The sequence below is a fragment of the Rhodococcus erythropolis R138 genome, assembly GCF_000696675.2.
Taxonomy (GTDB): Bacteria; Actinomycetota; Actinomycetes; order Mycobacteriales; family Mycobacteriaceae; genus Rhodococcus_F; species Rhodococcus_F erythropolis.
Genome location: NZ_CP007255.1, coordinates 5041791 through 5061954 on the forward strand (window position 1 = coordinate 5041791; position 20164 = coordinate 5061954).

Here is a 20164-nt window from a genome sequence, read left to right on the forward strand (position 1 = left end):
CATTCGGTATGACTGTCGACCTAGCCTGCTGCCCCTCGCGGCCACTCGTCACCGAGCAGGATGGCGCTTGCTCGTTCCGCGACCATCACCGCGGTCGCGTGTGGGCCGCGGGTCGGGATCGTCGGCAGGATTGACGTGTCAACAATACTGAGTCCTGCCGCGCCGATCACACGGCACCGATCATCGACGACTGCGAACAGGTCCGATTCGGCACCCATCACGCAGCTACCGGACATGTGCAAGGACGTACCGAGGCGAGATTCGATCCACTCGTCGGTGTACTCCACGACGGGGCGATCGATCAACCCGGTCTCGGCGATCGACTCGAGAAGGTTCTCGGCGATCTGCATTCCTTCCCGAATGGCTGCTCGATCGTGCGTCGACGCGACGTAGTTGTATCGAATACGCGGTGCCCCAGCGGGATCCCCCGATGCCAGTTCGATGCTCCCACGACTGCGCGGCGCCATGAGGACCACCCCGACGCCGTGATCCATGCGAGGCACACCGGGAACCAAGTCTGTGAAAGATGCGGTGTACGGGCGGATTTCAAGCTCGGCGAGATTGAGTGCAGTCTCCAGCACCGGTGTCTGCGAGCGAATCGCACGAGGCGTCGAAAAATGGTACGGCAGCAGCACTTCCGGATGGTCGACGAAGTTCTGGCCGACGCCAGGTCGATCGAGAATGACGGAAACTCCTTGCTCTGCAAGTTGTTCCGCCGGACCAACACCGGAATTCAAGAGAATGTGCGGCGTCGCCACCGCACCCGAACACACGATCACGTGGTCGGCATGAATGCGTCGGACGTTGCCGTCGTCGAGAACGTCGACGCCGATCGCACGGGTTCCCGAGAATACGATGCGAATGACGTTCACTCCGGATTCCACCCGCAAATTCGGGCGGTGCAACGCCGGCATCAGATACCCGATCGCAGTACTGATCCGACGATGATCCGCCACGTTCAGTGGCACTCGGCCGACGCCGAACGAGTCCGGCGCATTCTTGTCGACGTCGTCGGGAAAACCTGCTCCGAGCGCTGCCGCATGAAACTCACCGCTCAGTGGATGCAGTTGGTCCCACGCTCGACGCTCGACCGGGATCGGACCGGCGGTCCCGTGGAACTCGCCCTCGAAATCACGATCCGTCTCAGACTTCTTGAAGTACGGCAAGACGTCGTCGTATCGCCAAGCACTCGGCCAGTTCTCGAAATCTGCGCGGGTCGCTCGAGTGAAGTACGCACCGTTGACGGCCCCGGACCCACCGAGCGTCCGCCCGCGCGCAATCGTGGACGCCCGACGCGGTGTCAGTTCGACCGGATAGGTCCACGTGTATTCGCTCGCAGGTCCGACCGGCAGTCGGTACGGATCACCCAGGACGTCCGGAAGTTCGAGCGCCGAACGATATCCGCTTCCCGATTCGAGGAGCATCACCGTGGCGGATGGATCTTCACTGAGCCTGGCTGCGACGACGCAGCCACACGTGCCACCACCGACAACCAGGAAGTCTGCGTGGTCGGCTTCTGTCACTTGGTGATTCGAGGTTTCAGCGCCGCCCAGTCGCGAGCGTCGAACGCGCCCCGCCAGAGTCCGGCTCCATACGCGATGTCATCTGCTCGTTTGAAGAAGACGTACCGAACCGGACCCAGCCCGCCTGGCTCACGGTGGCGATACCAGTCCACCAAACCTTCGGTGACTGCCGCAGCGACGGCCAGTCGCCGAATTCGACGGGAAGCGATCACCGCCAGAAGAGTCACCGGCCAGTAGTGACGACACATCGCCGAGGCGAGTTGCCAGAATCCTCCGACAAACCCCTGCGCAGTGAGGATCGCTGCGATCCGGGTGGGCTGACTCAGCCCGTTGAACATCTTTCGCAGGCGATACACCGTGAAGAGCAGAGCGCCCAGCGCACTCGCAAGACCGGAACGGGTCAGTGTTGCGGCGGCGATGCACGCGAAGAGCGTCGAGAACGACATCGCCATCGGCGGAACCGAACCCTCGTGTCTTGCAGCCAACGGCGCCGCGCCCGTGCCGTAGAACGCTCTCCTGGCGAACCACTTGTCGAACTGAACTCGATGATCGTGGGCGACATGCGCAACCGGTTCGTACCTCAGTCGCCAACCCGCAGCCTGCAGTCGCCAGCAGAAATCGACGTCCTCGGCCACTTCGAGACTCTCGTCGAAACCGTTGCATTCGAGTGCCACGTCGCGCCGGACGATCACGGCCGCGCTGGGGACATAGGCGACCGGACTTCCCGACTTCACCGCAGCTTCTTTGCGTCCGAGGTCGAGAGACGATCGCATGTTCTCGTACCGCGCCAGCGCCGTCCCGTACGGATCGAGGGCGACGATGCGGGGCGCAACAAGGGCAACCCCTGGATCGCTGAAGTGGCCCAACATCAACTCGAGCCAACCGGCACGCGGTATGACGTCTGAGTCGAGGAAAGCTACGAAACGTGTTTGGGCCGAACGCAATCCCGAGTTTCTCGCTGCCGAGGGTCCGCGGGCGCTCTCGTGCCGCACCACTGTGATGGTTCCGGTGCCCGGGCAGGCGCGACGGGGCTCCACCGGCACTTCCGAACCGTCGTCGACAACGATGACGGTCAGATCCTTGAGGACGGGCAGTAGGCGTTCGACGCCGGCCTGGTTGTCCTTGACCGGAATCACGATGGTGACATCTGCCGCAGACGGTGTCGACATCGGACGAGGATTCGCGACGCCTGAATCGAGAAGGTGACGAGCAACCGCAGCGCTCTGCTGGTCGACCACCTCGAGGAAGCCGTCACCGATCATCGCCGCAGCCGTCGGAGCCAGCTTGAGCATCCGTGTCGGAGAGCCGCCGATGAGCACCCGGCCGCCCGAGTACGTGCGCACCTTGGGGTCCAACCGAATGCCGAAGCCGTCGGGGAGTCTTGCTGGTCGCATCAGATGATCGTAAGGGACGTAGCCCGTCGTGCTGCAACTCGTCGCAGCCTCGAAAGCCGTCGCAGGTGGACCGTCCGCCCCCACTCGGTCGTGGTCGTCACCGAAGCCTCCCATCTGGACCAGGCTCCCACCGGGCCAGTCCATCCGTCACGCGTCCTACCAACTCACCGAAGATGTATGCGCCGTCTTCGGCGGTAGCCCCGACTGGATTGCCGAGAACGCCGTTTTGCGACACAGCGACCATACCGCCCGAACGCATTCCTGGCATCAGGTCCGCGATAGGAGACAAATTTCCTGTCTCAGCAAGGCTCATGTGCACCAAATCGGGCGAAAGGTGCAGCAATAGGCTCGTTTCAGTGTGCCCCGCGTGCGCATCGGCACCCGCAACAGCGCACGGCGCCCAAGCGGCGTCACGTCCCTCGTATCGAAGAAGTGCCACAGCTTTGGCCAGCGCGGGACCGTTTCCGCCGTGGCCGTTGACGAACAGCACCCGCTTCGTCCACCTGAACGCCGACCTTCCGTATTCGACGACGAGGGTCTCCATAGCCTCGGCACCGATCGAAATCGTGCCGGCAAACCCTTCGTGTTCGCCGCTCGCCCCGTATTCGATGGCCGGGGCCACGACAACGTCGGGGAGAGCCTGTGCGACTGCTCTCGCGATCCGAGTGTCGGTATCGAGAGGCAGGTGCGGTCCGTGTTGTTCGAAAGAACCGACCGGGACCACGACGGTGAGCGCAGTGCCTTCGAGCGCAGGACTCGGGATGGCAGCAAGGTCACGCGGAGAACTCATCCCCCGATCGTATTGGTGCCGGCCCCTCCCACCGCAACACAGCATGCGGATACACCGGGGCATGGTTGTGCCCCGGTGTATCAGTTTTCGGTTGTCGCGGTCACGCCGCTGTCGGTGGGCTGTTCCCGCCGATCGGCTGCTGATACGGATCAACCGACATCGGTGGATAGAACACCGTCTTCCGATCCGGGCCGATCTCCACCCGCCACTCCGTGTGGTGCATCGTCCGATGGTGATGACCGCACAACAAGATCAGATTGTCGAGATCTGTTGGGCCGCCATCGTTCCAGTGAACAATATGGTGAGCATCGCACCACCCCGACGGCGTCCCGCACCCCGGAAACGCACACCCACCATCCCGAACCGCCAACGCCCGCCGCTGCGGAACCGTCGCCGTTCTCGCTTCCTTACCGCACTCGAGCGGAACACCATTCTCATCCAACAAAATCCGCGTCACGGTGCAGTCGCACGCCAACATCCGGGCAGTGTCGATACTGATCGGACCCACCCAATCCGTCCACGCAAACCCGAGTTCCTCCGTGGACGGCAGCAAGTCCTTCAAGGCCTGCAGATCCGTCATGTCTTTCGCCGACGCAGTGATCGTGATGTGCGGTTTCACCCCGCCCTCGATCGGACCCAACCCCGCCCGCTCGTACCGGCGCAGCAGTTCGCAAAACCCGTCCGCCCGTCGCAGCGCAGGAGTACGCGTGTCCTTCACGCCGTCCTTCTCCGGCGTCGGAGCCGACAAACTCGACAACAACGTGATCAACCGCGCCCCGTTCACCGCATCCAGATCACCCTTCACAGACACACGCCCGTACAAGCCTTTCGAGGCGTAGAACTCGTTGCGCTCCGAATCCTCGCCGACCGGAACACCGTCCTCACGCTTGCCGTACTGCTTCTCGATCCGCCGAATCGCCGCCCGCACCGCATCACAATCCGCAATGTTCTTCGACGCCAACCCGAGCAGAATCCCGCGAGCCTTCTCCACATCCGCCAGGGTCATGTTCTTGGGTGGATGCTGACAAAACGACGCCACCAGACGCGCTTTCAACGCATCCACGTCACCCCGGTGAAACGCATCGCCCACAACGGGTTCGAGCATCAACAACCGCGCCAACCCGACCAGCAGACTGCACTCACCGATCTCCAGATTCGTCGAACCGTGCAACCACTGTGCGATCGCCCGAAAACCCTTCCCGCCGAGAACCTCACGGGAAAACATTTCCACGATCAGCAACACCATCCGCGACTGCAACTCGTGCCGGGCGTGCACCAGATCGAGAACCTCACTCTTGAGGCCCTCACCATCCAGCTGCCACGCTTCCCGACTGTTCATACCGAAAGTTTAATCGAACATACTTTCGAGAGCCAGAGACAAAACGGACGACTTAAATCGCCAACGCAGCCCGATGCCCCTCGATGACCGCTGCGTGCGAACGTCTCGGGGACAGGGCGTCACCGATGCGAAATATCTCGAAAGAACTTCCCTGCAAGGTGTTCCACAACTCGTCGACAGGTTCCTGCTGTGTCGCGAAGACCACCCAGTCGACCGCAACTTCCTCGACCACACCCGTCGGAAGGTGAACCAAGCTCACGAGCGGCGAGGCTCCAGCGCTCACCGAAGTCGCCATCAGATCCGTCCGTTGCACGATCGACTTCTCGAACGCCCGGCGGTTCCACCCCTCGAAATCCAGGGTGACGCTCAGATCTTGGGCAACCACCATGCCGTTGGTCGCGATCGTGACAGCGCAACCTCGATCAGCCAGGAATTCAGCCACCGACGTACCTTGATGGAATCCCAACTCGTCGTATACGAGCACCATTCCGCTCGGCAGAACCCTGCCGTCGAGAACGTCTCGAACACTTACGACACGCTCTGATCCACCCGCCCACGTTGGGCGCACGGGCCGCGCGCCGGTTGCGATCACGACCACGTCGGGCGCCCGTTCCTCCACAATCGCAAGGTCAGCTCCAACACCCAGCTCGATCGTCACACCGCTTCGGCGACACTCCGATTCGAGATTTCGCACGAGGTCGGCGAGCTCACGGCGAACCGATACCACCGAGGCGGTAAGAATCTGTCCGCCAAGTCTTCGTTCACGCTCGAACAGCGTCACCGCATGACCTCGCTGGGCCGCGGTGGCCGCAGCTTGCAGGCCGGCCGGGCCGCCGCCAACTACCACCACCGTGCGGCCCCGTCGCCGCGGCATCGGCAGTGGGACCGATTCCCGACCGGCGCGCGGATTTTCGGTGCACCCCAACCAACGCCCCAGACCCATCCGCCCGACGCATTCCTGGTTGCAGGACAGGCAGGTTCGCACCTGTGACGATTGACCGGCACGCGCCTTGTTCACAAAATCCGGATCGGCGATCTGCCCGCGAACTACGCCCACCAGATCGCATACACCGTCCTCGAGTGCAGCTTCGGCTTGCTCCGGCGTCTTGAAACGGCCGACTCCGACGACTGGAAGATCGATGACCTCCCTGATCGCAGACGGGACGAAGTTGGCGTAGCCCGTGGGTACAGCCATCGATGCTTCGACCAGATGCAGTGTTTCCGTGGCCATTCCGACGGTGGTGTTGATGTAGTCGACGTGACCGTCAGCTTCGATCAGTTGGGCGGTGGTTACCGCGTCGGACAGTTCGATGCCACCCCGCGTTCCTTCGTATCCACTCAGGCGCACACCGAGCACACGATCCGGGCCGATGGCCTTACGCAGGACCCCGAGCACTTCGAGAAGGAAACGAGCACGATTCGCCACGCCCCCGCCGTAGCGATCGGTGCGCAGGTTGGTCGAGGGTGCCAGAAACGCGCGCACGATGGACGACTGCGACGCCTGCAATTCCACCCCGTCGAAGCCACCGGCAACGCAGTTGCGCGCAACAAGGGCGAACCCTGCGAGAATCTCGGCAATGTCCGCGTCGTCGACAGCTTTGGGCACCTCGCGGAACAACGGATCCGCAACGGCGCTCGGCGCCAACAGCGGCGATCGCGAATAGGTTCCAGCGCCCTGACCCCCATTGTGGTTGATCTGCGCGAGAATCGACGAACCATGCGCATGAACGGCGTCGGTGATCCGCCGGTATCCCTCGATCGCTTCCGGCCGATAGCCCGCAATCATCTTCTCGTACGGTCGATCCGAAGGATGCGTCGAGTGTTCCTCGGTGATGATCAGACCCGCACCGCCCCGTGCCCGCGCCTCGTAGTAGCTCGCGTGCTGCTCCGTCGGCAACCCGTTCTCCGCGTAATTGGTCAGGTGTGCGGAGAACACGACCCGATTGCGGAGTGTCAGGTTGCCCAGGCGCAGTGGCGCGAAGAGGCGCGGGTATGGCGTCATCAGACCTTGGAGTTTCCCTGATCGAGAGCGATATGACTTGCCGTGACGGTGCGTGAACCGTCACCCGCGAGCCACAGAACGGTATCGGCGATCTCGTCGGGTTCGGCGAACGCGATGTCCGAGAGGATCGGAGTGAAGTTGGGAAGGTACTGCGGAAACTTTGCAAATACCTCGAGCGCGCCCTGGTCGACCCCCATCGGCGTATTTACTCCGTAAGGGTGGATCGAGTTGACCCTGATCTTGTACTCCCCCAGTTCCTTTGCCGCGGCCTGCGTCAGACCGACGAGACCGAACTTGGCGCTCGCGTAGTGCGCCTGTCCGGGCAGCGCCTTGAGTCCGGCCACCGAACTGACCACGATGATCGATCCACCGCGCCCACCTTCGATGATCGCCGGCACCGATGCCTTGAGGGTTTTCCAGACTCCGGTCAGGTTGATGTCGATCAGGGTTTCCCACTGCTCGTCCGACATTTCCCAGAATCGATTCCAGTTACAGACCCCGGCATTGGCGACCACGATGTCAAGGCGTCCGAACTGCTCGACACCGTCCTTGACCACCGCGGTGAGCGCTGCGCCGTCACGGACATCTACCTCGCGGGCGAGGATCTTCCCACCCTCCGCTTCGACCAGACGTATCGTCTCGGCAAAGTCCTCGGAAGTTGCTGCGTCGTAAGAATTGTCCGACGCCACCGACGCGCACACGTCGACTGCGATGATCGCTGCTCCCTCGCGCGCCATCTTGACCGCGTGCGCACGTCCTTGACCGCGCGCTGCGCCGGTGATGAAAGCAACGCGACCTTCGAGCGAACGAACTGAACCCTGTGTCATGAGATAGCCCTCTCTGCAGAATTGAAACTCGTTCTAGTAGTAAACCCTGCAAAGCGCCCTTCGCGGATGGATTCGAGAACAGTTCTCGGGGCAACCGAGTCACCCACCTGGATGTCGGCCGCTTCCTTCAGCGTTTCGTTCGGCAGACGGGGCGAGCAGTCGATCACCACTTCACACTCGAGCTGTGACCGCTCGCCGGTATGAACGTGCTCGACGCAGACGGCCCCTGAGGCGATTTCGATGACACGGGACGCGAGCACCCTGGTGACCCCGGCCTGCTGGATGCGCGTGTTGGCGCCGACCAGATCCCCACTCGCACCGAGCCTCGAACCGACGATGCCGTCCGGGGTCACAATCGAGACGGAGACGCCCTCGGCCGCGAGTGCTTCTGCGAGCGCCACCGCGATCGGTCCACCGAGCGGATCGATCAGCGCGACCGGACCCGGCCCCACGGTGGTCAACTTCCCGAAGGCTTCCGACGCATCCAACCACCGAACCGAGTCGTCGACCGGATACGTCGGCGGCCGCGCAGCACTACCGGTGGCAACCACAACCAGCTCGCCCCGACTACGTGCATCACTCAGGTCCTGCGCGTCGACCGCCGCCCCGGTCCGCATCGTCACGCCGCTACGACGGCATTCGTCCTCGAGCCACTGCGCGAGGAGTGCGAACCGGCTGCGGCCGTCACCTCGCGCAAAAGTTCGGATCATGCCGCCGAACTGCGATGAACTCTCGACGAGTGTGACCGAGTGCCCCGCCACCGCCGAGATCCGCGCGGCTTCCATCCCGGCGGGGCCACCCCCCACGACCAGCACGGCTCCCGGTGCCGAAATCTGCTCTCGCTCATCGGGGTCCACCGTCTCGAAACCTGCGCTCGGATTCCCGACGCACGTCACGACCGGGTTGCGAGGATCACGCACGAGGCACGTCTGATTGCAGAGCACACACGGGCGTGGACGATCGCCGCGCGCGGCTTTCACGACCAGGTCCGGGTCCGCGATCTGGGCCCTGGTCATCTCGACGAACTCGGCTACTTCCAGCGCTGTGTGTGCGTCGGTGATGTCCACGACGCTCCCCTGCACGACAACAGGAATCGAAACCGCGGCCTTGATCTCACGGCACAGGTCGAGGTTGAAGTTCGGCGGGCAGTGAAAGTCGGGTCGGTACCCCTCTGACGAATAGAGTCCGCCACGAACGACGACAAGGAGATCGAGTAGTGGCGACAGATCGCGTGCAAAACCGGCGGCGAGATCGGGTGTCAGTCCCGCCCATGGTGCTTCCTCGTCGCAGGACAACCGCAGGGAGACAACGTGGTCCGACCCGACTTCCTCGCGCACTGCCGAGATGATCTCGCGAACAAGGGCAACGCGATCAGTGCCGTATCGGTCTTGCCGAGTGTTGGTCAGACCCGAAAGGAACTGCCGCAGAATGCTTCGAGGACCGGCATCGAGTTCCACTCCGTCCATTCCCGAAGCGATGGCCATTGCCGACGCTTCACGAAAGCCGGCCATCAACTGGTCGATTTCCGGCTGCCCCATTGCCATCGGCAACTCACGCGTCACCGGGTCGGCCACTCTTGACGGTCCCCACAGCACCGATTGGGAGTATGCGCTCGATCCCTGCATGCCGGTATGACCGAGCCCGGCAACAACCAGCGTTCCGTACGGAGCACATGCGGCCGCGATCGACTGCCACCCCGGGCCGCACTCCGACGCCAGCGGTGCCCGCTCGTACGGCCAGTCGTTCTCCAATACCGAGGCCACTTCGGTGACGACGATTCCGGCTCCACCCTCGGCGCGGCGCTGGTAGTACGCACGGTGCCGATCGGAAAGTGATCTTCCCACAGCCAGATTGGTCTCATGCGGACCGAAAACAACCCTGGACCGGACGAAGCGTCCGGCCAGGGTTGTGTGTTCGTCGAGTGTCAACTCACAGCTCTATCGGAACCGCAATCTCAGCTGGCGCCCAGTGAGCGTGTGAAGCCTTCCGGGATCACCAGGTCTGCCGGGCTCAGTTCGGTGATGGACGAGTGGCCAAGGCCCATCAGCCCCGAGTCGATGCCCATCCGCATCAGGTCGAGCACGTTCTCGACACCGGCCTGGCCGTTTGCCGAGAGACCCCACAGGTAGGCGCGCCCGAGCATGACGGCCTTGGCTCCGAGTGCTAGCGCCTTGACGACGTCGCCGCCGCGTCGAATGCCGCCGTCGAGAACAACTTCCACCTGATCGCCCACGGCCTCGGCAATGCCCGGGAGCACGCGGATCGGCGCCGGGGTGCCGTCGAGGTTGTTACCACCGTGGTTGGAGACCGAGATAGCGGAGACACCGGCGTCGACAGCTCGCTTGGCGTCGTCGATGCGCATGATGCCCTTGAGCATGAACGGTCCACCCCACTGCTCACGAAGCCAGGCGATGTCTTCCCACGTCGGAAGCGGGGTCTGCATCCACTCGCCGTACGCGCCGAAGAACGTCGGTGCCGGCTGGCCGGGAGCCGCGAGGTTGGGTGTTGTCAGGTCGGGGATCTTGCCGGTCTTGGCGAACTCCAGCAACCACTTCGGGCGCATGATGCCCTCGGGAGCGAACTGGAACATCGCCTTGAGGTCCATCTTTTCGGGGATGGACGGGCTACCCCAGTCGCGACCGTACGAGAAGGACCAGTCGGTGGTGATGATCAGGCCCTTGGCACCGGCAGCGCGAGCGCGCTCCATACGCTGCAGGAGCACGTCGCGGCTGCCGACCCAATACATCTGGAAGAAGACCTGCGGGTTGGCCGCGGCAACTTCTTCGATGGACTTGCTGGCGAAAGAACTCAGTCCGATGGCTGTTCCCCGTGCTGCAGCCGCACGAGCTACCGCTACCTCACCGTCGGGGTGCACTGCCTGCACACCTGTCGGTGAAATCATGACGGGCAACGAAATGTCCTGGCCCATAATGGTGGTGGACATCTCGCGCTTGTCCGACAGTCCCGCAGCGTGAGGAGCGAAACCCAGTTCGCTGAATGCCGCGACGTTGTCGTCGACCGTCAGCCCTTTCTCGGATCCCGCCACCAACGCCGCGTACACGGACTTGGGCAACCTCTTCTTCGCACGGCGCTGTGCTTCTGCCACCGTCTCGAAGAAAGCATTCTTAGCCATTGAACTGACCTCTCTGGGGTGCAGCTTTCGCCGCACTGTCGGTATCGCGCAGTAGTTACTGCATTCCCGCAAGCGGGTTTTCGTCACAAATCTTGGCGGGCGGACGCATCATCAGTGTCAGTGGCACCGATGCACGTGGGGTCTTACGTTGACCGGAACGGGAGTGGTCGACGCTGGACTTCGGGACCTCTCCCGCCGACGCCAATGCCATTTCACCGTTACCGATGACGCATTCGGGGTCAGGTCCGTCCATCGGCAGTCCGGTGAAGAACTTGGCTGCCATGCAGCCACCCCGGCAGGAGTCGTAGTGATTGCACTTGCTGCAGGCGCCACCGGTCTGCGGCGAGCGCAGCTCCTCGAACAGGTCCGAGTGCTGCCAGACTTCCTGGAATCCACCGTCTTTCACGATGTTTCCGGCGAGGAACTGCTCGTGAATCGCGAACGGGCATGCGTACACGTCACCGACCGGGTCGATCAGGCACACGACGCGGCCCGCGCCACAGAGATTGAGACCGGGCAGTGCATCGCCGAACGCGGAGAGGTGGAAGAACGAGTCGCCCGTCAGGACGCCTTCGCCGTTGGCCACCAACCAGTTGTAGAGCTCACGCTGCTGCTCCGGGCGTGGGTGCAGGTCGTCCCACACATCGGCGCCGCGACCCGAAGGGCGCAGTCGAGTGATGCGCAGGGTCGCGTCGTACTTGTCCGCGAGAGCCTTGAACTCGTCGAGCTGACTGACGTTGTGCCGCGTGACGACCACCGAAATCTTGGCGTCCTTGAAGCCGGCTTCCTTCAGGTTCGCGAGAGCCCGCTCGGCCATTGCGAACGAACCAGGCCCGCGCACAGCGTCATTGACCTCAGCGGTGGCACCGTCGATGGAAATCTGCACGTCGACGTAGTCACTGGCCGCAAGCCGTGCCGCGACCTTCTTGTCGATCTTCACGCCGTTGGTGGAGAACTTCACGCCAACCTGGTGGTCCGTTGCGTAATCGACGAGCTCCCAGAAGTCGGAGCGTACCGTCGGCTCGCCGCCACCGATGTTGACGTAGAAGACCTGCATACGTTGCAGCTCGTCGATGATGGACTTGCACTGTTCGGTGCTCAGCTCGTTGGGGTCACGGCGACCCGACGACGAAAGGCAGTGCACGCAGGACAGGTTGCAGGCGTAGGTGAGTTCCCACGTCAGGCAGATGGGGGCGTCGAGTCCGAGTTCGAACTGATCGACGAGGCGACCCACCTTGGCGGGCGGAGAGGGCTGTTCAAGAACTGAGGTCATGGCTGTGTCCTCGCGAAGAAATGAAGCGGGCGAACGTGCAGAAGGGCTGTTCCGCACGTGGGGGCGAGCGTCTGGCTCAGACAGGCACGATCATGTGCGAATCGGCGAGAGTGCTCAGCGCGCGGGCATATTGGGGAGCCGCGTCATCTTCGATGCCTTGCGCACGTAGTGCGGACCTGACATCAGGATGGTCTGGCAACGCCTTGACCACCGCAACGATGGTCGTGTTCTTCAGGAACGACAGCTTGCGCGTTCCGAAGTGGTAGAGCAACGCCCCGAAAGGTTCGGGGCGAAGCGCTACCTGCGGGTGGAGTTTCCACCCCGCATCGAGATCCAAAGCAGACACGGTCAGTACACGCCGCACATGCCGTCGATGGAAACTTCCTCAACGAGGGACTCCTCGACGAGGTCGTTCTCGAGCGCCTTGTTGTCACGATCTGACATGGATTCCTCCTGCGGTCGCACTCCGTCTGGAAGTCTGTAGATCAGACTTCCAACCTGGGAGTTGGTGGTCACTAGTGGGACTTCACTGTGACTCGGTTCACCACTGTAATGGCATCGAGTGCAGAATGACACACATGGAGCGAAAAAAGTATGCGTAGCCGCAAGAAACCGTCCGCTCGGATAGGTCGTCGCCCCTCCACAACGAGGGAGGGAATCAGCACGATCGGCATCGAACTGTTCTCCACCGTCGGCTTCAACGAGGTGAGCGTCGACCAGATAGCCGACGCCGCCGGCATCGCGCGTCGGACTTTCTTTCGCTACTTTCCGTCCAAGAACGCCGTCCCCTGGGGCGACTTCGACGGACATCTCGACGAGATGCGCGAGCACCTGGATTCACTGCCCGCTGACATACCGTTGGTCGACGCACTCGAATCCGCATTGTTGACGTTCAACACCTTCCCACCGGAAGAGACTGCGGTACATCGCAAACGGATGGAATTGATCCTCGAAGTTCCGACGCTTCAGGCATACTCTGTGGTGATGTACGAAGGTTGGCGGCAGGTGGTCGCCGACTACGTCGCACGCCGAATGAATCTCGAGCCGACCGATCACGGCCCACGCACGGTCGGCTATCTTCTGCTCGGGGTCGCCATGTCGGCGTACGAACAGTGGCTCACCGACGATTCACTCGAGCTACCGGAACTCTTGAAAACAGGTACGCAGTCCTTGCGGACCGGCATCACCACCTGAGAAGCATCACCACCTGAGAAAGGCGATCATGTCCACCATCACGAACGAACCGGTCCTGGATTCACTGGCACCGTCGACGCCGGGCTTGTGGTCGTTCGGGCATGTCACCGTCGAACGTGTCGATTCCGGTCCGATCTCGCTCGATCGTCGAGGCGGCCGACTCCACGTCAGGCACTCCCTCACTCCCGCCGATCTGAGCGAGCGACTCGTAGCCGGAGTCACCTCGTCGATCCAGGACGCGGAGTTCGGTCAGGACGAATTCGAGTTGACGATGGTCGGACTGGTTCGGTCCACCGTGGACGGCGCTCTCGAATCCTGGACCACCTACTACCGGAACTCCCTTGCCGAACTACTGGACGGCACTGCAGATTTCGCGCCGATTCACGACAAAGCCGAAGAACTGGTTCGCGGTTCCGTACTCGATCTGGGTTCCTGCTTCGGTTTCCTGCCCCTGCGGCTCGCGCGCGCCGGAATGGACGTGACCGCCACGGACATCCTGCCCGGAACGATGATCCTGCTCGACGCGGTAGCCCCCGAACTCGGCATCACGATCGACACGGTGATCTGCGACGCGGGTGAAGTACCGGCACCGGACAACAGCGCCGACACCGTCACCGCAATTCATCTCCTCGAGCACGTCGACGACTCGGTCGGCGAAGCCGTGATCGCGCAGGCACTCCGAATCGCACGTCAACGGGTCGTCATAGCCGTCCCCTTCGAAGACGAAGCCACCGCGTGCCACGGCCACATCCGAACGTTCGATCTCGAGTCACTGTGTGCGGTCGGCCGGCAGACCGGTGTGCCGTTCGAGGTATTCGAGCATCACGGCGGCTGGTTGGTGCTGGACGCATCGGCCGCCTGAAAAGAACTAGCCTTCTTTCAGCGTATGGGCGACAAGTGCATTCGCGTGCCCATGCCCCATCCCGTGCTCCGACTTCAACCAATTCACCAATTCCATGTGCTTGGTGAGGTCTGAGCTTTTGATCAGCTCTTGCCACTCACCGATCGGCCGACCGTATTTCTTCTCGATCGACGGAAAATACGACGCCGGGCCTTTCACGGGTTCAGTCATGACCGGAATCTACCTCCACCGCCCGACAATATTCGCGCACCTGCGGTGCCCGCATGTCCGCACCTGCGGAATCGCTGGGTAGATACGCGACCATCGGATTATGGTCGAAGTACACCCACCCCAGAGCACAGGAGTTTCAGAGATGCGACTGTCCACACGAAATCAACTCACCGGCACCATCACCGAGGTCAACCTCGGCACCGTCATGGCAACGGTCAAGGTGAAGTTGGACGGCGGCAACCAGATCGTGACTTCGTCGATCACCCGCGATGCCGCACTGGATCTCGACCTCGAACCAGGCCAAGCTGCAACGGTATTCGTGAAGTCCACCGAGGTGACGATCGGCGTCGAATAACTGGTGATCGCTGCGATCAGGGCCGGGTGAGATGCGTGGTCATCGTGTAGTTCTTGCTCGGCCCCGTCACGGTCCAGACGACCGCCCAAGCCGATCCATCTACTGCAGTGACGTCGATTCGCCCGCGGTAGGTGTCCGCACCGCACAGGTGCTCGACTTCCTCCCCCGGTGCCCAGTCGTGGAACTCTCTGCCGTCTTCGAATGTCACGGCCCATTCGAGGCCGCGCTTTGCAATGAACAGAGTGCGGAACACTGGCAATTCCAGATCGCCGTCACGCAGAGTGCCACTCTCGTACCAGCGCATCCGACCGTCACCGGCGTCGGAGATAGTGGTCTCGCCGAAGACATGCTTGGTGGAACCGGAAAGGCGGTCGACTATGTCGCGCTCGAAGTGCCACGTTCCTGCCAGCGCCCTCGGCTCGATCTTCGCGTCGTCAACCATGTGACGATTCTAGTGACCCTGGACAAGGACTTGCGAAGGGGCCGAACGCACTGCGGGGAGTATGTTCCGAGTACATCCGGAACACGCAGGAGATTCACACAGACATGAACGATTCGGCCGCCCTTCACCAACGCACAGTGTTCGCAGAAGATCTCGAGATCGGCCAAGTGATCCCATTGGGCTCGTATTCGGTGACCGAAGAGGAGATCGTCGAGTTCGCAACCCAGTGGGATCCCCAGTGGTTTCACATCGACAAGGAAGCCGCCGGGTCCGGGGTCTTCGGCGGGTTGATCGCCAGCGGGCTGCACACCCTGTCGATCTGCCAGAAGTTGGTGGTCGCCAGTCTCTACGACCAGTGGAACGTGATCGCCGGAAAGTCCATGCGCGACGTGAGCTTCCTACGTCCACTTCGCCCCGGTGACACCCTGAGCGGAAAGGTCACCGTCGACAACGTCGTGTTCGACAATCGCGCGCGGGGATTGGTCACCATCACAGCGAAATTGGTCGATGCAGACGGCAATCGCGTTCTCGACGTAGTCACTGACGCCTACCTGCACTGTCGCCCGACTCGCGGACAGTGAATTATCGGTAAATTCCGCACCGCATTGTCTGAATTGCCGTACTTTCAGTGACGTTGCGACGCAACAGTACCCATCCCCGCAAACAGGAGTTCCTCACACATGAGCAGCCTCGGCGAGATCAATCCTCTCGGCATTCTTCAGATCCTCATCTACATGCTCTTCGGTGGGTCGTCCAGCACTCCCGAGTAGACCCTAGCTTGCCATAGCCATAGTCAGCATCTAGGGTGCTGACTATGGCAATTAATAGTCAGGCGTCCGCGACGGTATCGCCGTCGACCGACGCAGCGTGTCATCACACCGAATTCGACTCCAGCTGGCGGAGTTTCGACGGCATTCAGGGCGGACTCGCCGTTGCACGGATGCTGCGAGTGGCTGCCGACGCGTCCGGAGCCGAACCTCTGGCAGTCACGGCGCACCTGGACCGCCCCGTCCCTCCGGGGCCGGCCGAGCTGACTGTCGACGATATGCGGGGCGGGCGGACCGTCAGTTGCCACGTCACGCTGACCGGTTCGGGATCCGCTCTCGTTCGGCTAGCCCGCGACACAGGAGGCACAACGATGTCCGCCCCTGTCGCCGAACCGACTCCGGCCGACCCGTCAACCCTGCCGCCGCTGGAGATCCCGGTGGATTTTGTGCCGTTCTCCCAGCACCTCGACATCCGGCCGATCAATTCCGCGAGGCCGTTCGCCGGTGGCGACGCCCCGGAATTCGACGTCTGGATCCGATTGCTCACAGACCTCGATTTCACGGCCCAAGAGCGCGCCGCGGTCCTTCTCGACGCGCTTCCGCCCGGATTGTTCGCAACACTGACGATGCCCGTGGCTATACCCACTATCGAGTTCACCGCGCATTTCACACCGGAGCACCTCACGGCAGATCCCCGAACACTGTCACCGTGGTATCGCCTACGCCACGGGACCGCCTGGGCGACAGACACTCTCTGTGTTGACGAATCCGAACTATTCGACTCGACCGGACGGCTCGCCGCTCGGGCTCGCCAGCTTCGTCGAATTCTGGGTTGAACTCCCAATTGAGTTCAGTCCTACTACCCCTGGAGGTCGCGACGACGGAACGCAACAAGCGATGCTATCGAAAGCACTACTGCCACAACGATCATTGCCAGCAGCGGTAGAACTGTCACTGGCTCGGCGGGGGCACCCGGCACGTGGGTGAAGGGTGACAGATCCAGCACTAACTGTGGAAGCTTCAGCAACGTTCCGAGTTGCCCGAGCACGATGCATGCCGCCAAGATTCCCCAGGAGAGCGCCGACGCGTAGGTCGGAAACAGTCCGAAAGCCAACGACACCAACCCCACGACTACAAGCACCGCGGGTAGATAGGCCAAGGCGGCGCCAGTCATGCGAAGTGTGTTGCCGCCGACGTCATCCGTGACGAGCCCGAAGGCAAATCCGGTGAAGGCACCCATCAAGACGTGCGCGAGGATCACCCCACCCACAACCACACCCAGGTGGGAAAGCATCCACCTCCACCGCGACAAAGAGGTTGCCAGCAACGGTTCGAGCCGTCCCGATGTTTCCTCACCCCGCATCCGGAGAAGACTCTGGACCGAATATGCCGCGATGACGATCGAGGTGAGACCGAGCGCAGTGGCCAAGTACGAATCCACCAGATCCGTACCGCCGCCACCAAGTTTCTCGAACATCTCCGCGGTCTGCTGCGACGATCCCACCATCGCGTCGATCTCGTTGCCCACAGCGCCGTAGGCGAACCCGAGAATGACAACGGCAAAGATCCACCAGAACATCGTCATTCGCTGCATGCGCCAGGCCAGGCCCCAAGCCGACGGCAACCACGATGCTGCGGTCGGTGGGCCGGGCCGGGGCTGCACGAGCCCCGCTCCCTGATCACGATGGCTGATGAGAACAAACGCCACCATCACATGCACAACCGCAAATCCGATCAGCAACAACAGGATCCACCAGGCATCGTCGTCGAAAGGTCTGATCTGTTGCGCCCATCCGATCGGCGAAAGCCACGACAACCAACCGCTCACCACGCGAGTTCCGTCGTCGACGACCGTACTGTTCACGTCGCCGATCGCGCGCAGCATGAAGGCAACACCGATCGCGGCACCCGCCAGACCGTTGGCCGTACGAGCACCGTCCGTGATCTGCGCAGTCACCGCCGCCACACCGGCAAACGCGATTCCGGTCCCACCTATCGAAGCACCCAACGCGAGCGAACCAACGACAGGCAAACCGACGGCGATCGATCCCAGGGCAATTCCCAGTGTCAGAACCACGTTCGCACCGACCGTGACAATCAGTGCGGAGGTCAGAAGCGCTCGCCGACCAGCCACCGCAGCACCGATCATCTCGGCACGGCCGGTCTCCTCGTTCTGTCGTGTATGCCGAACCACCGCAAGGGTGCTCATCAATGCCGCCACCAACGCGAACACGAGCACCGACTGACTGGCGACTATCGCGCCCTGCGAATCGCCGGACACGATTCCGTTGGTCGCCAGCGCCACCGGCGATACCGCGGAACTGACTGCGATGTTTCGCAATTCCTCGGGGGTCGAGTACAGCCCGGTCACACTGGCGACGACGAGCAGCATGAACAGGACGATCGAGATGACCCACACGGAAAGCTGAATTCGGTCCCGTCGCAAAGCCAGCCGGACCAGTCGGCGTGTGCCGGTGAATTGACTTGCCGAGGCAGGTACCGGTGGAGCGGCCTCGACAGCAACGGTCATGGCCGTACACCGGTCTCGGCTCGCAGGTGGACCGAAGCCTCCCTGGCGCGCTCGTCACCGTAATGACGCAAGAAGAGTTCTTCGAGTGTCGGCGGAGTGGAAGTGAGCGCCACGATTCCGAATCCGACCAAGTACGTCATGAGTGGTCCGAGTTGCGCGCTGTCAACTTCGCAGGTGACGTGGTTACCGTCGATCACCGCGTCGTGGACACCGCCGAGCCCGTCGAGTCCGCCGATCTGGCGCTGTGTCTCCGCCGAGATGGACGTGCGCGTGAGATGCCTGAGTTCGGACAGCGTTCCCTCTTCCACCGTCCGCCCGTCGCGGATGATGCTCACGCGATCGCACAGCGCTTCGACCTCGGCGAGGATGTGGCTCGACAGCAGGACCGTCTTTCCGGCGTGAGCCACCTCCTCGACGCAGTCCTGAAACACCGCTTCCATCAACGGGTCGAGCCCCGATGTCGGTTCGTCGAGTACGTAAAGGTCGACGTCGGACGAAAAGGCCGCCACGAGTGCAACCTTCTGCCGATTACCTTTCGAGTACGTCCGCGCCTTCTTGGTCGGGTCAAGTTCGAAGCGATCGAGCAACTCGCTGCGGCGTTTTCGGTCCAAGCCACCGCGCAGACCCGCCAACAGATCGATAGCCTCCCCGCCGGTGAGGTTGGGCCACAGATTCACGTCGCCAGGCACGTAAGCGAGACGTCGATGCAAGGTAACAGCGTCTCGCCACGGATCGCCGCCGAGAACAGTTGCGTCTCCGGAGTCCGAGCGGAGCAGGCCGAGGAGCACCCGAATAGTGGTCGACTTTCCAGAGCCGTTCGGTCCCAGGAATCCGTGCACTTCACCTGCTGAGACTTCGAGGTCGAGGCCGTCCAGCGCGCGGGTGGTACCGAAGGTCTTGACGAGGCTTTTCACTGAAATTGCCGCACCCATGAATTTGACCGTACGCCGATTTCACAAATGTGTGAAGATAGAAAAGAAGAAAAGATCGAAGGGTTCCGATGACCGACACCAGCCACACCGTTGCACCGGACGAGAGCCGACATTTTGTCGAACGACTCTCACTCGTTCTGAGCGACATGGGTTTTCCGCCGATGCCTGCCCGCGTGTGGGCCGCGTTGATGACCAGCGAGACACCCTCGTCCACGCCAGGAGATCTCGGATCCCGATTGGGAGTGAGCCCCGCCGCCATTTCCGGAGCAGTCAGATACCTCCAGCAAGTCGGATTGATCGAGCGAGTGGCCGTCCCCGGATCGAGGCGTCAGCACTACTGCGTCAGCGTCGACATGTGGGCCGACGCGTTTGTCACGAAACAATCGTCCCTCTACCAGGTCTCGGCAGTTGCGGACGAGGGCATTCGGGTCCTCGGTGAAGGCACTACGGCCGGCGATCGTATGGAAGATCTGCGCGACTTCTTCGACTTCATGGCCGCGGAAATGCCGCGCATGCTCGCGGACTGGCGCTCCCAGCGAAAAGACAGGACACCTGGAAGGTAACTTCAGGTTTACCCGCATTTTCGGTGGG

Annotated in this window: 21 protein-coding genes; 6 read left to right on the forward strand and 15 right to left on the reverse strand. The window is 62.2% G+C overall.

All coding sequences use genetic code 11. From position 1 onward, the window contains the following. Nucleotides 1-20: 20 nt before the first annotated feature. From mftG to mftA, 11 genes are all read right to left on the reverse strand, one after another. Nucleotides 21-1523 (reverse strand): mycofactocin dehydrogenase MftG, encoded by a 1503-nt coding sequence (mftG, locus tag H351_RS22970; RefSeq protein ID WP_029254889.1) that lies wholly within the window; start codon nucleotides 1521-1523, stop codon nucleotides 21-23. Further along, nucleotides 1520-2917 carry a mycofactocin biosynthesis glycosyltransferase MftF gene (gene mftF / locus H351_RS22975; RefSeq protein ID WP_029254888.1) on the reverse strand — a complete coding sequence of 466 codons (1398 nt, stop codon included), beginning with the start codon at nucleotides 2915-2917 and terminating at the stop codon, nucleotides 1520-1522. The genes mftG and mftF overlap by 4 nt, the downstream gene beginning before the upstream one ends. 97 nt (nucleotides 2918-3014) lie before the next feature. Then, nucleotides 3015-3707 carry a mycofactocin biosynthesis peptidyl-dipeptidase MftE gene (gene mftE / locus H351_RS22980; protein ID WP_029254887.1) on the reverse strand — a complete coding sequence of 231 codons (693 nt, stop codon included), beginning with the start codon at nucleotides 3705-3707 and terminating at the stop codon, nucleotides 3015-3017. Between the two features lie 100 nt (nucleotides 3708-3807). Further along, the gene (locus H351_RS22985; protein ID WP_059016363.1) at nucleotides 3808-5046 is read right to left on the reverse strand and encodes an HNH endonuclease signature motif containing protein; all 1239 of its coding nucleotides are present in this window, start codon (nucleotides 5044-5046) and stop codon (nucleotides 3808-3810) included. 52 nt (nucleotides 5047-5098) lie between these two features. After that, nucleotides 5099-7048 (reverse strand): mycofactocin system FadH/OYE family oxidoreductase 2, encoded by a 1950-nt coding sequence (locus H351_RS22990; RefSeq protein WP_029254886.1) that lies wholly within the window; start codon nucleotides 7046-7048, stop codon nucleotides 5099-5101. Then, the gene (locus H351_RS22995) at nucleotides 7048-7875 is read right to left on the reverse strand and encodes a mycofactocin-coupled SDR family oxidoreductase (protein ID WP_003941966.1); all 828 of its coding nucleotides are present in this window, start codon (nucleotides 7873-7875) and stop codon (nucleotides 7048-7050) included. Before H351_RS22995 ends, H351_RS22990 begins: the two co-directional genes overlap by 1 nt. Continuing rightward, nucleotides 7872-9803, reverse strand: coding sequence for a mycofactocin system FadH/OYE family oxidoreductase 1 (locus H351_RS23000; protein ID WP_029254885.1), 1932 nt, complete (start codon nucleotides 9801-9803; stop codon nucleotides 7872-7874). Before H351_RS23000 ends, H351_RS22995 begins: the two co-directional genes overlap by 4 nt. A 26-nt stretch (nucleotides 9804-9829) precedes the next feature. Beyond that, nucleotides 9830-11008: a pre-mycofactocin synthase MftD gene (gene mftD, locus H351_RS23005; protein ID WP_020906858.1), complete on the reverse strand. Its 1179-nt coding sequence runs from the start codon at nucleotides 11006-11008 to the stop codon at nucleotides 9830-9832. A 55-nt stretch (nucleotides 11009-11063) separates the two neighbouring features. Then, entirely contained in the window at nucleotides 11064-12281 is a 1218-nt protein-coding gene (gene mftC, locus H351_RS23010; protein ID WP_003942089.1) for a mycofactocin radical SAM maturase, read from the reverse strand. 76 nt (nucleotides 12282-12357) lie between these two features. Further along, the gene (mftB, locus tag H351_RS23015; protein ID WP_007728309.1) at nucleotides 12358-12645 is read right to left on the reverse strand and encodes a mycofactocin biosynthesis chaperone MftB; all 288 of its coding nucleotides are present in this window, start codon (nucleotides 12643-12645) and stop codon (nucleotides 12358-12360) included. Beyond that, on the reverse strand, nucleotides 12630-12725 hold the full coding sequence (gene mftA, locus H351_RS31540) for a mycofactocin precursor MftA (RefSeq protein WP_063836238.1): 96 nt from the start codon (nucleotides 12723-12725) through the stop codon (nucleotides 12630-12632). Before mftA ends, mftB begins: the two co-directional genes overlap by 16 nt. Before the next feature lie 150 nt (nucleotides 12726-12875). On the opposite strand from mftA, the gene mftR reads away from it, so the two are divergent. Both mftR and mftM read left to right on the forward strand, forming a co-directional pair. Continuing rightward, nucleotides 12876-13475, forward strand: a complete 600-nt coding sequence (gene mftR / locus H351_RS23020) for a mycofactocin system transcriptional regulator (RefSeq protein ID WP_019744253.1) — start codon at nucleotides 12876-12878, stop codon at nucleotides 13473-13475. A gap of 28 nt (nucleotides 13476-13503) precedes the next feature. Beyond that, complete coding sequence (gene mftM, locus H351_RS23025) at nucleotides 13504-14337, forward strand: mycofactocin oligosaccharide methyltransferase MftM (RefSeq protein WP_029254884.1); 834 nt, start codon at nucleotides 13504-13506, stop codon at nucleotides 14335-14337. Nucleotides 14338-14343: 6 nt separating this feature from the next. On the opposite strand, the gene H351_RS23030 is transcribed toward mftM, so the two are convergent. Further along, on the reverse strand, nucleotides 14344-14547 hold the full coding sequence (locus H351_RS23030) for a DUF4287 domain-containing protein (RefSeq protein ID WP_019744255.1): 204 nt from the start codon (nucleotides 14545-14547) through the stop codon (nucleotides 14344-14346). Between the two features lie 142 nt (nucleotides 14548-14689). Between H351_RS23030 and H351_RS23035 the strand changes: the two genes are divergently transcribed. Then, nucleotides 14690-14902 (forward strand): TOBE domain-containing protein, encoded by a 213-nt coding sequence (locus H351_RS23035; RefSeq protein ID WP_003942061.1) that lies wholly within the window; start codon nucleotides 14690-14692, stop codon nucleotides 14900-14902. Between the two features lie 16 nt (nucleotides 14903-14918). On the opposite strand, the gene H351_RS23040 is transcribed toward H351_RS23035, so the two are convergent. Further along, on the reverse strand, nucleotides 14919-15344 hold the full coding sequence (locus tag H351_RS23040; RefSeq protein ID WP_019744256.1) for a DUF6314 family protein: 426 nt from the start codon (nucleotides 15342-15344) through the stop codon (nucleotides 14919-14921). 104 nt (nucleotides 15345-15448) lie between these two features. Here H351_RS23040 and H351_RS23045 point away from each other — a divergent pair, with 104 nt between their 5' ends. Together H351_RS23045 and H351_RS23050 are read left to right on the forward strand one after the other, a co-directional pair. Continuing rightward, the gene (locus tag H351_RS23045; RefSeq protein ID WP_029254883.1) at nucleotides 15449-15925 is read left to right on the forward strand and encodes a MaoC/PaaZ C-terminal domain-containing protein; all 477 of its coding nucleotides are present in this window, start codon (nucleotides 15449-15451) and stop codon (nucleotides 15923-15925) included. A gap of 233 nt (nucleotides 15926-16158) precedes the next feature. Beyond that, nucleotides 16159-16947: a thioesterase family protein gene (locus tag H351_RS23050; protein WP_029254882.1), complete on the forward strand. Its 789-nt coding sequence runs from the start codon at nucleotides 16159-16161 to the stop codon at nucleotides 16945-16947. A gap of 23 nt (nucleotides 16948-16970) precedes the next feature. Here the strand turns inward: H351_RS23050 and H351_RS23055 are convergent, their stop codons facing one another. Next, nucleotides 16971-18641 carry an ABC transporter permease gene (locus H351_RS23055; protein ID WP_029254881.1) on the reverse strand — a complete coding sequence of 557 codons (1671 nt, stop codon included), beginning with the start codon at nucleotides 18639-18641 and terminating at the stop codon, nucleotides 16971-16973. Then, nucleotides 18638-19573, reverse strand: coding sequence for an ABC transporter ATP-binding protein (locus H351_RS23060; protein WP_020906854.1), 936 nt, complete (start codon nucleotides 19571-19573; stop codon nucleotides 18638-18640). Before H351_RS23060 ends, H351_RS23055 begins: the two co-directional genes overlap by 4 nt. A gap of 68 nt (nucleotides 19574-19641) precedes the next feature. Here H351_RS23060 and H351_RS23065 point away from each other — a divergent pair, with 68 nt between their 5' ends. Continuing rightward, nucleotides 19642-20136 (forward strand): GbsR/MarR family transcriptional regulator, encoded by a 495-nt coding sequence (locus tag H351_RS23065; RefSeq protein WP_019744262.1) that lies wholly within the window; start codon nucleotides 19642-19644, stop codon nucleotides 20134-20136. Nucleotides 20137-20164 lie beyond the last annotated feature (28 nt).

Coding starts and splice junctions, on each gene's coding strand:
- H351_RS23045 (WP_029254883.1), top strand. CDS start 15,449: ATGAACGATTCGGCCGCCCTTCACCAACGCACAGTGTTCGCAGAAGAT.
- mftD (WP_020906858.1), bottom strand. CDS start 11,008: ATGGCTAAGAATGCTTTCTTCGAGACGGTGGCAGAAGCACAGCGCCGT.
- mftF (WP_029254888.1), bottom strand. CDS start 2,917: ATGCGACCAGCAAGACTCCCCGACGGCTTCGGCATTCGGTTGGACCCC.
- H351_RS22990 (WP_029254886.1), bottom strand. CDS start 7,048: ATGACGCCATACCCGCGCCTCTTCGCGCCACTGCGCCTGGGCAACCTG.
- H351_RS23055 (WP_029254881.1), bottom strand. CDS start 18,641: ATGACCGTTGCTGTCGAGGCCGCTCCACCGGTACCTGCCTCGGCAAGT.
- H351_RS23065 (WP_019744262.1), top strand. CDS start 19,642: ATGACCGACACCAGCCACACCGTTGCACCGGACGAGAGCCGACATTTT.
- mftA (WP_063836238.1), bottom strand. CDS start 12,725: ATGTCAGATCGTGACAACAAGGCGCTCGAGAACGACCTCGTCGAGGAG.
- mftR (WP_019744253.1), top strand. CDS start 12,876: ATGCGTAGCCGCAAGAAACCGTCCGCTCGGATAGGTCGTCGCCCCTCC.
- H351_RS23030 (WP_019744255.1), bottom strand. CDS start 14,547: ATGACTGAACCCGTGAAAGGCCCGGCGTCGTATTTTCCGTCGATCGAG.
- H351_RS23060 (WP_020906854.1), bottom strand. CDS start 19,573: ATGGGTGCGGCAATTTCAGTGAAAAGCCTCGTCAAGACCTTCGGTACC.
- H351_RS23035 (WP_003942061.1), top strand. CDS start 14,690: ATGCGACTGTCCACACGAAATCAACTCACCGGCACCATCACCGAGGTC.
- H351_RS23050 (WP_029254882.1), top strand. CDS start 16,159: ATGGCAATTAATAGTCAGGCGTCCGCGACGGTATCGCCGTCGACCGAC.
- mftC (WP_003942089.1), bottom strand. CDS start 12,281: ATGACCTCAGTTCTTGAACAGCCCTCTCCGCCCGCCAAGGTGGGTCGC.
- H351_RS23040 (WP_019744256.1), bottom strand. CDS start 15,344: ATGGTTGACGACGCGAAGATCGAGCCGAGGGCGCTGGCAGGAACGTGG.
- mftE (WP_029254887.1), bottom strand. CDS start 3,707: ATGAGTTCTCCGCGTGACCTTGCTGCCATCCCGAGTCCTGCGCTCGAA.
- H351_RS22985 (WP_059016363.1), bottom strand. CDS start 5,046: ATGAACAGTCGGGAAGCGTGGCAGCTGGATGGTGAGGGCCTCAAGAGT.
- H351_RS22995 (WP_003941966.1), bottom strand. CDS start 7,875: ATGACACAGGGTTCAGTTCGTTCGCTCGAAGGTCGCGTTGCTTTCATC.
- mftM (WP_029254884.1), top strand. CDS start 13,504: ATGTCCACCATCACGAACGAACCGGTCCTGGATTCACTGGCACCGTCG.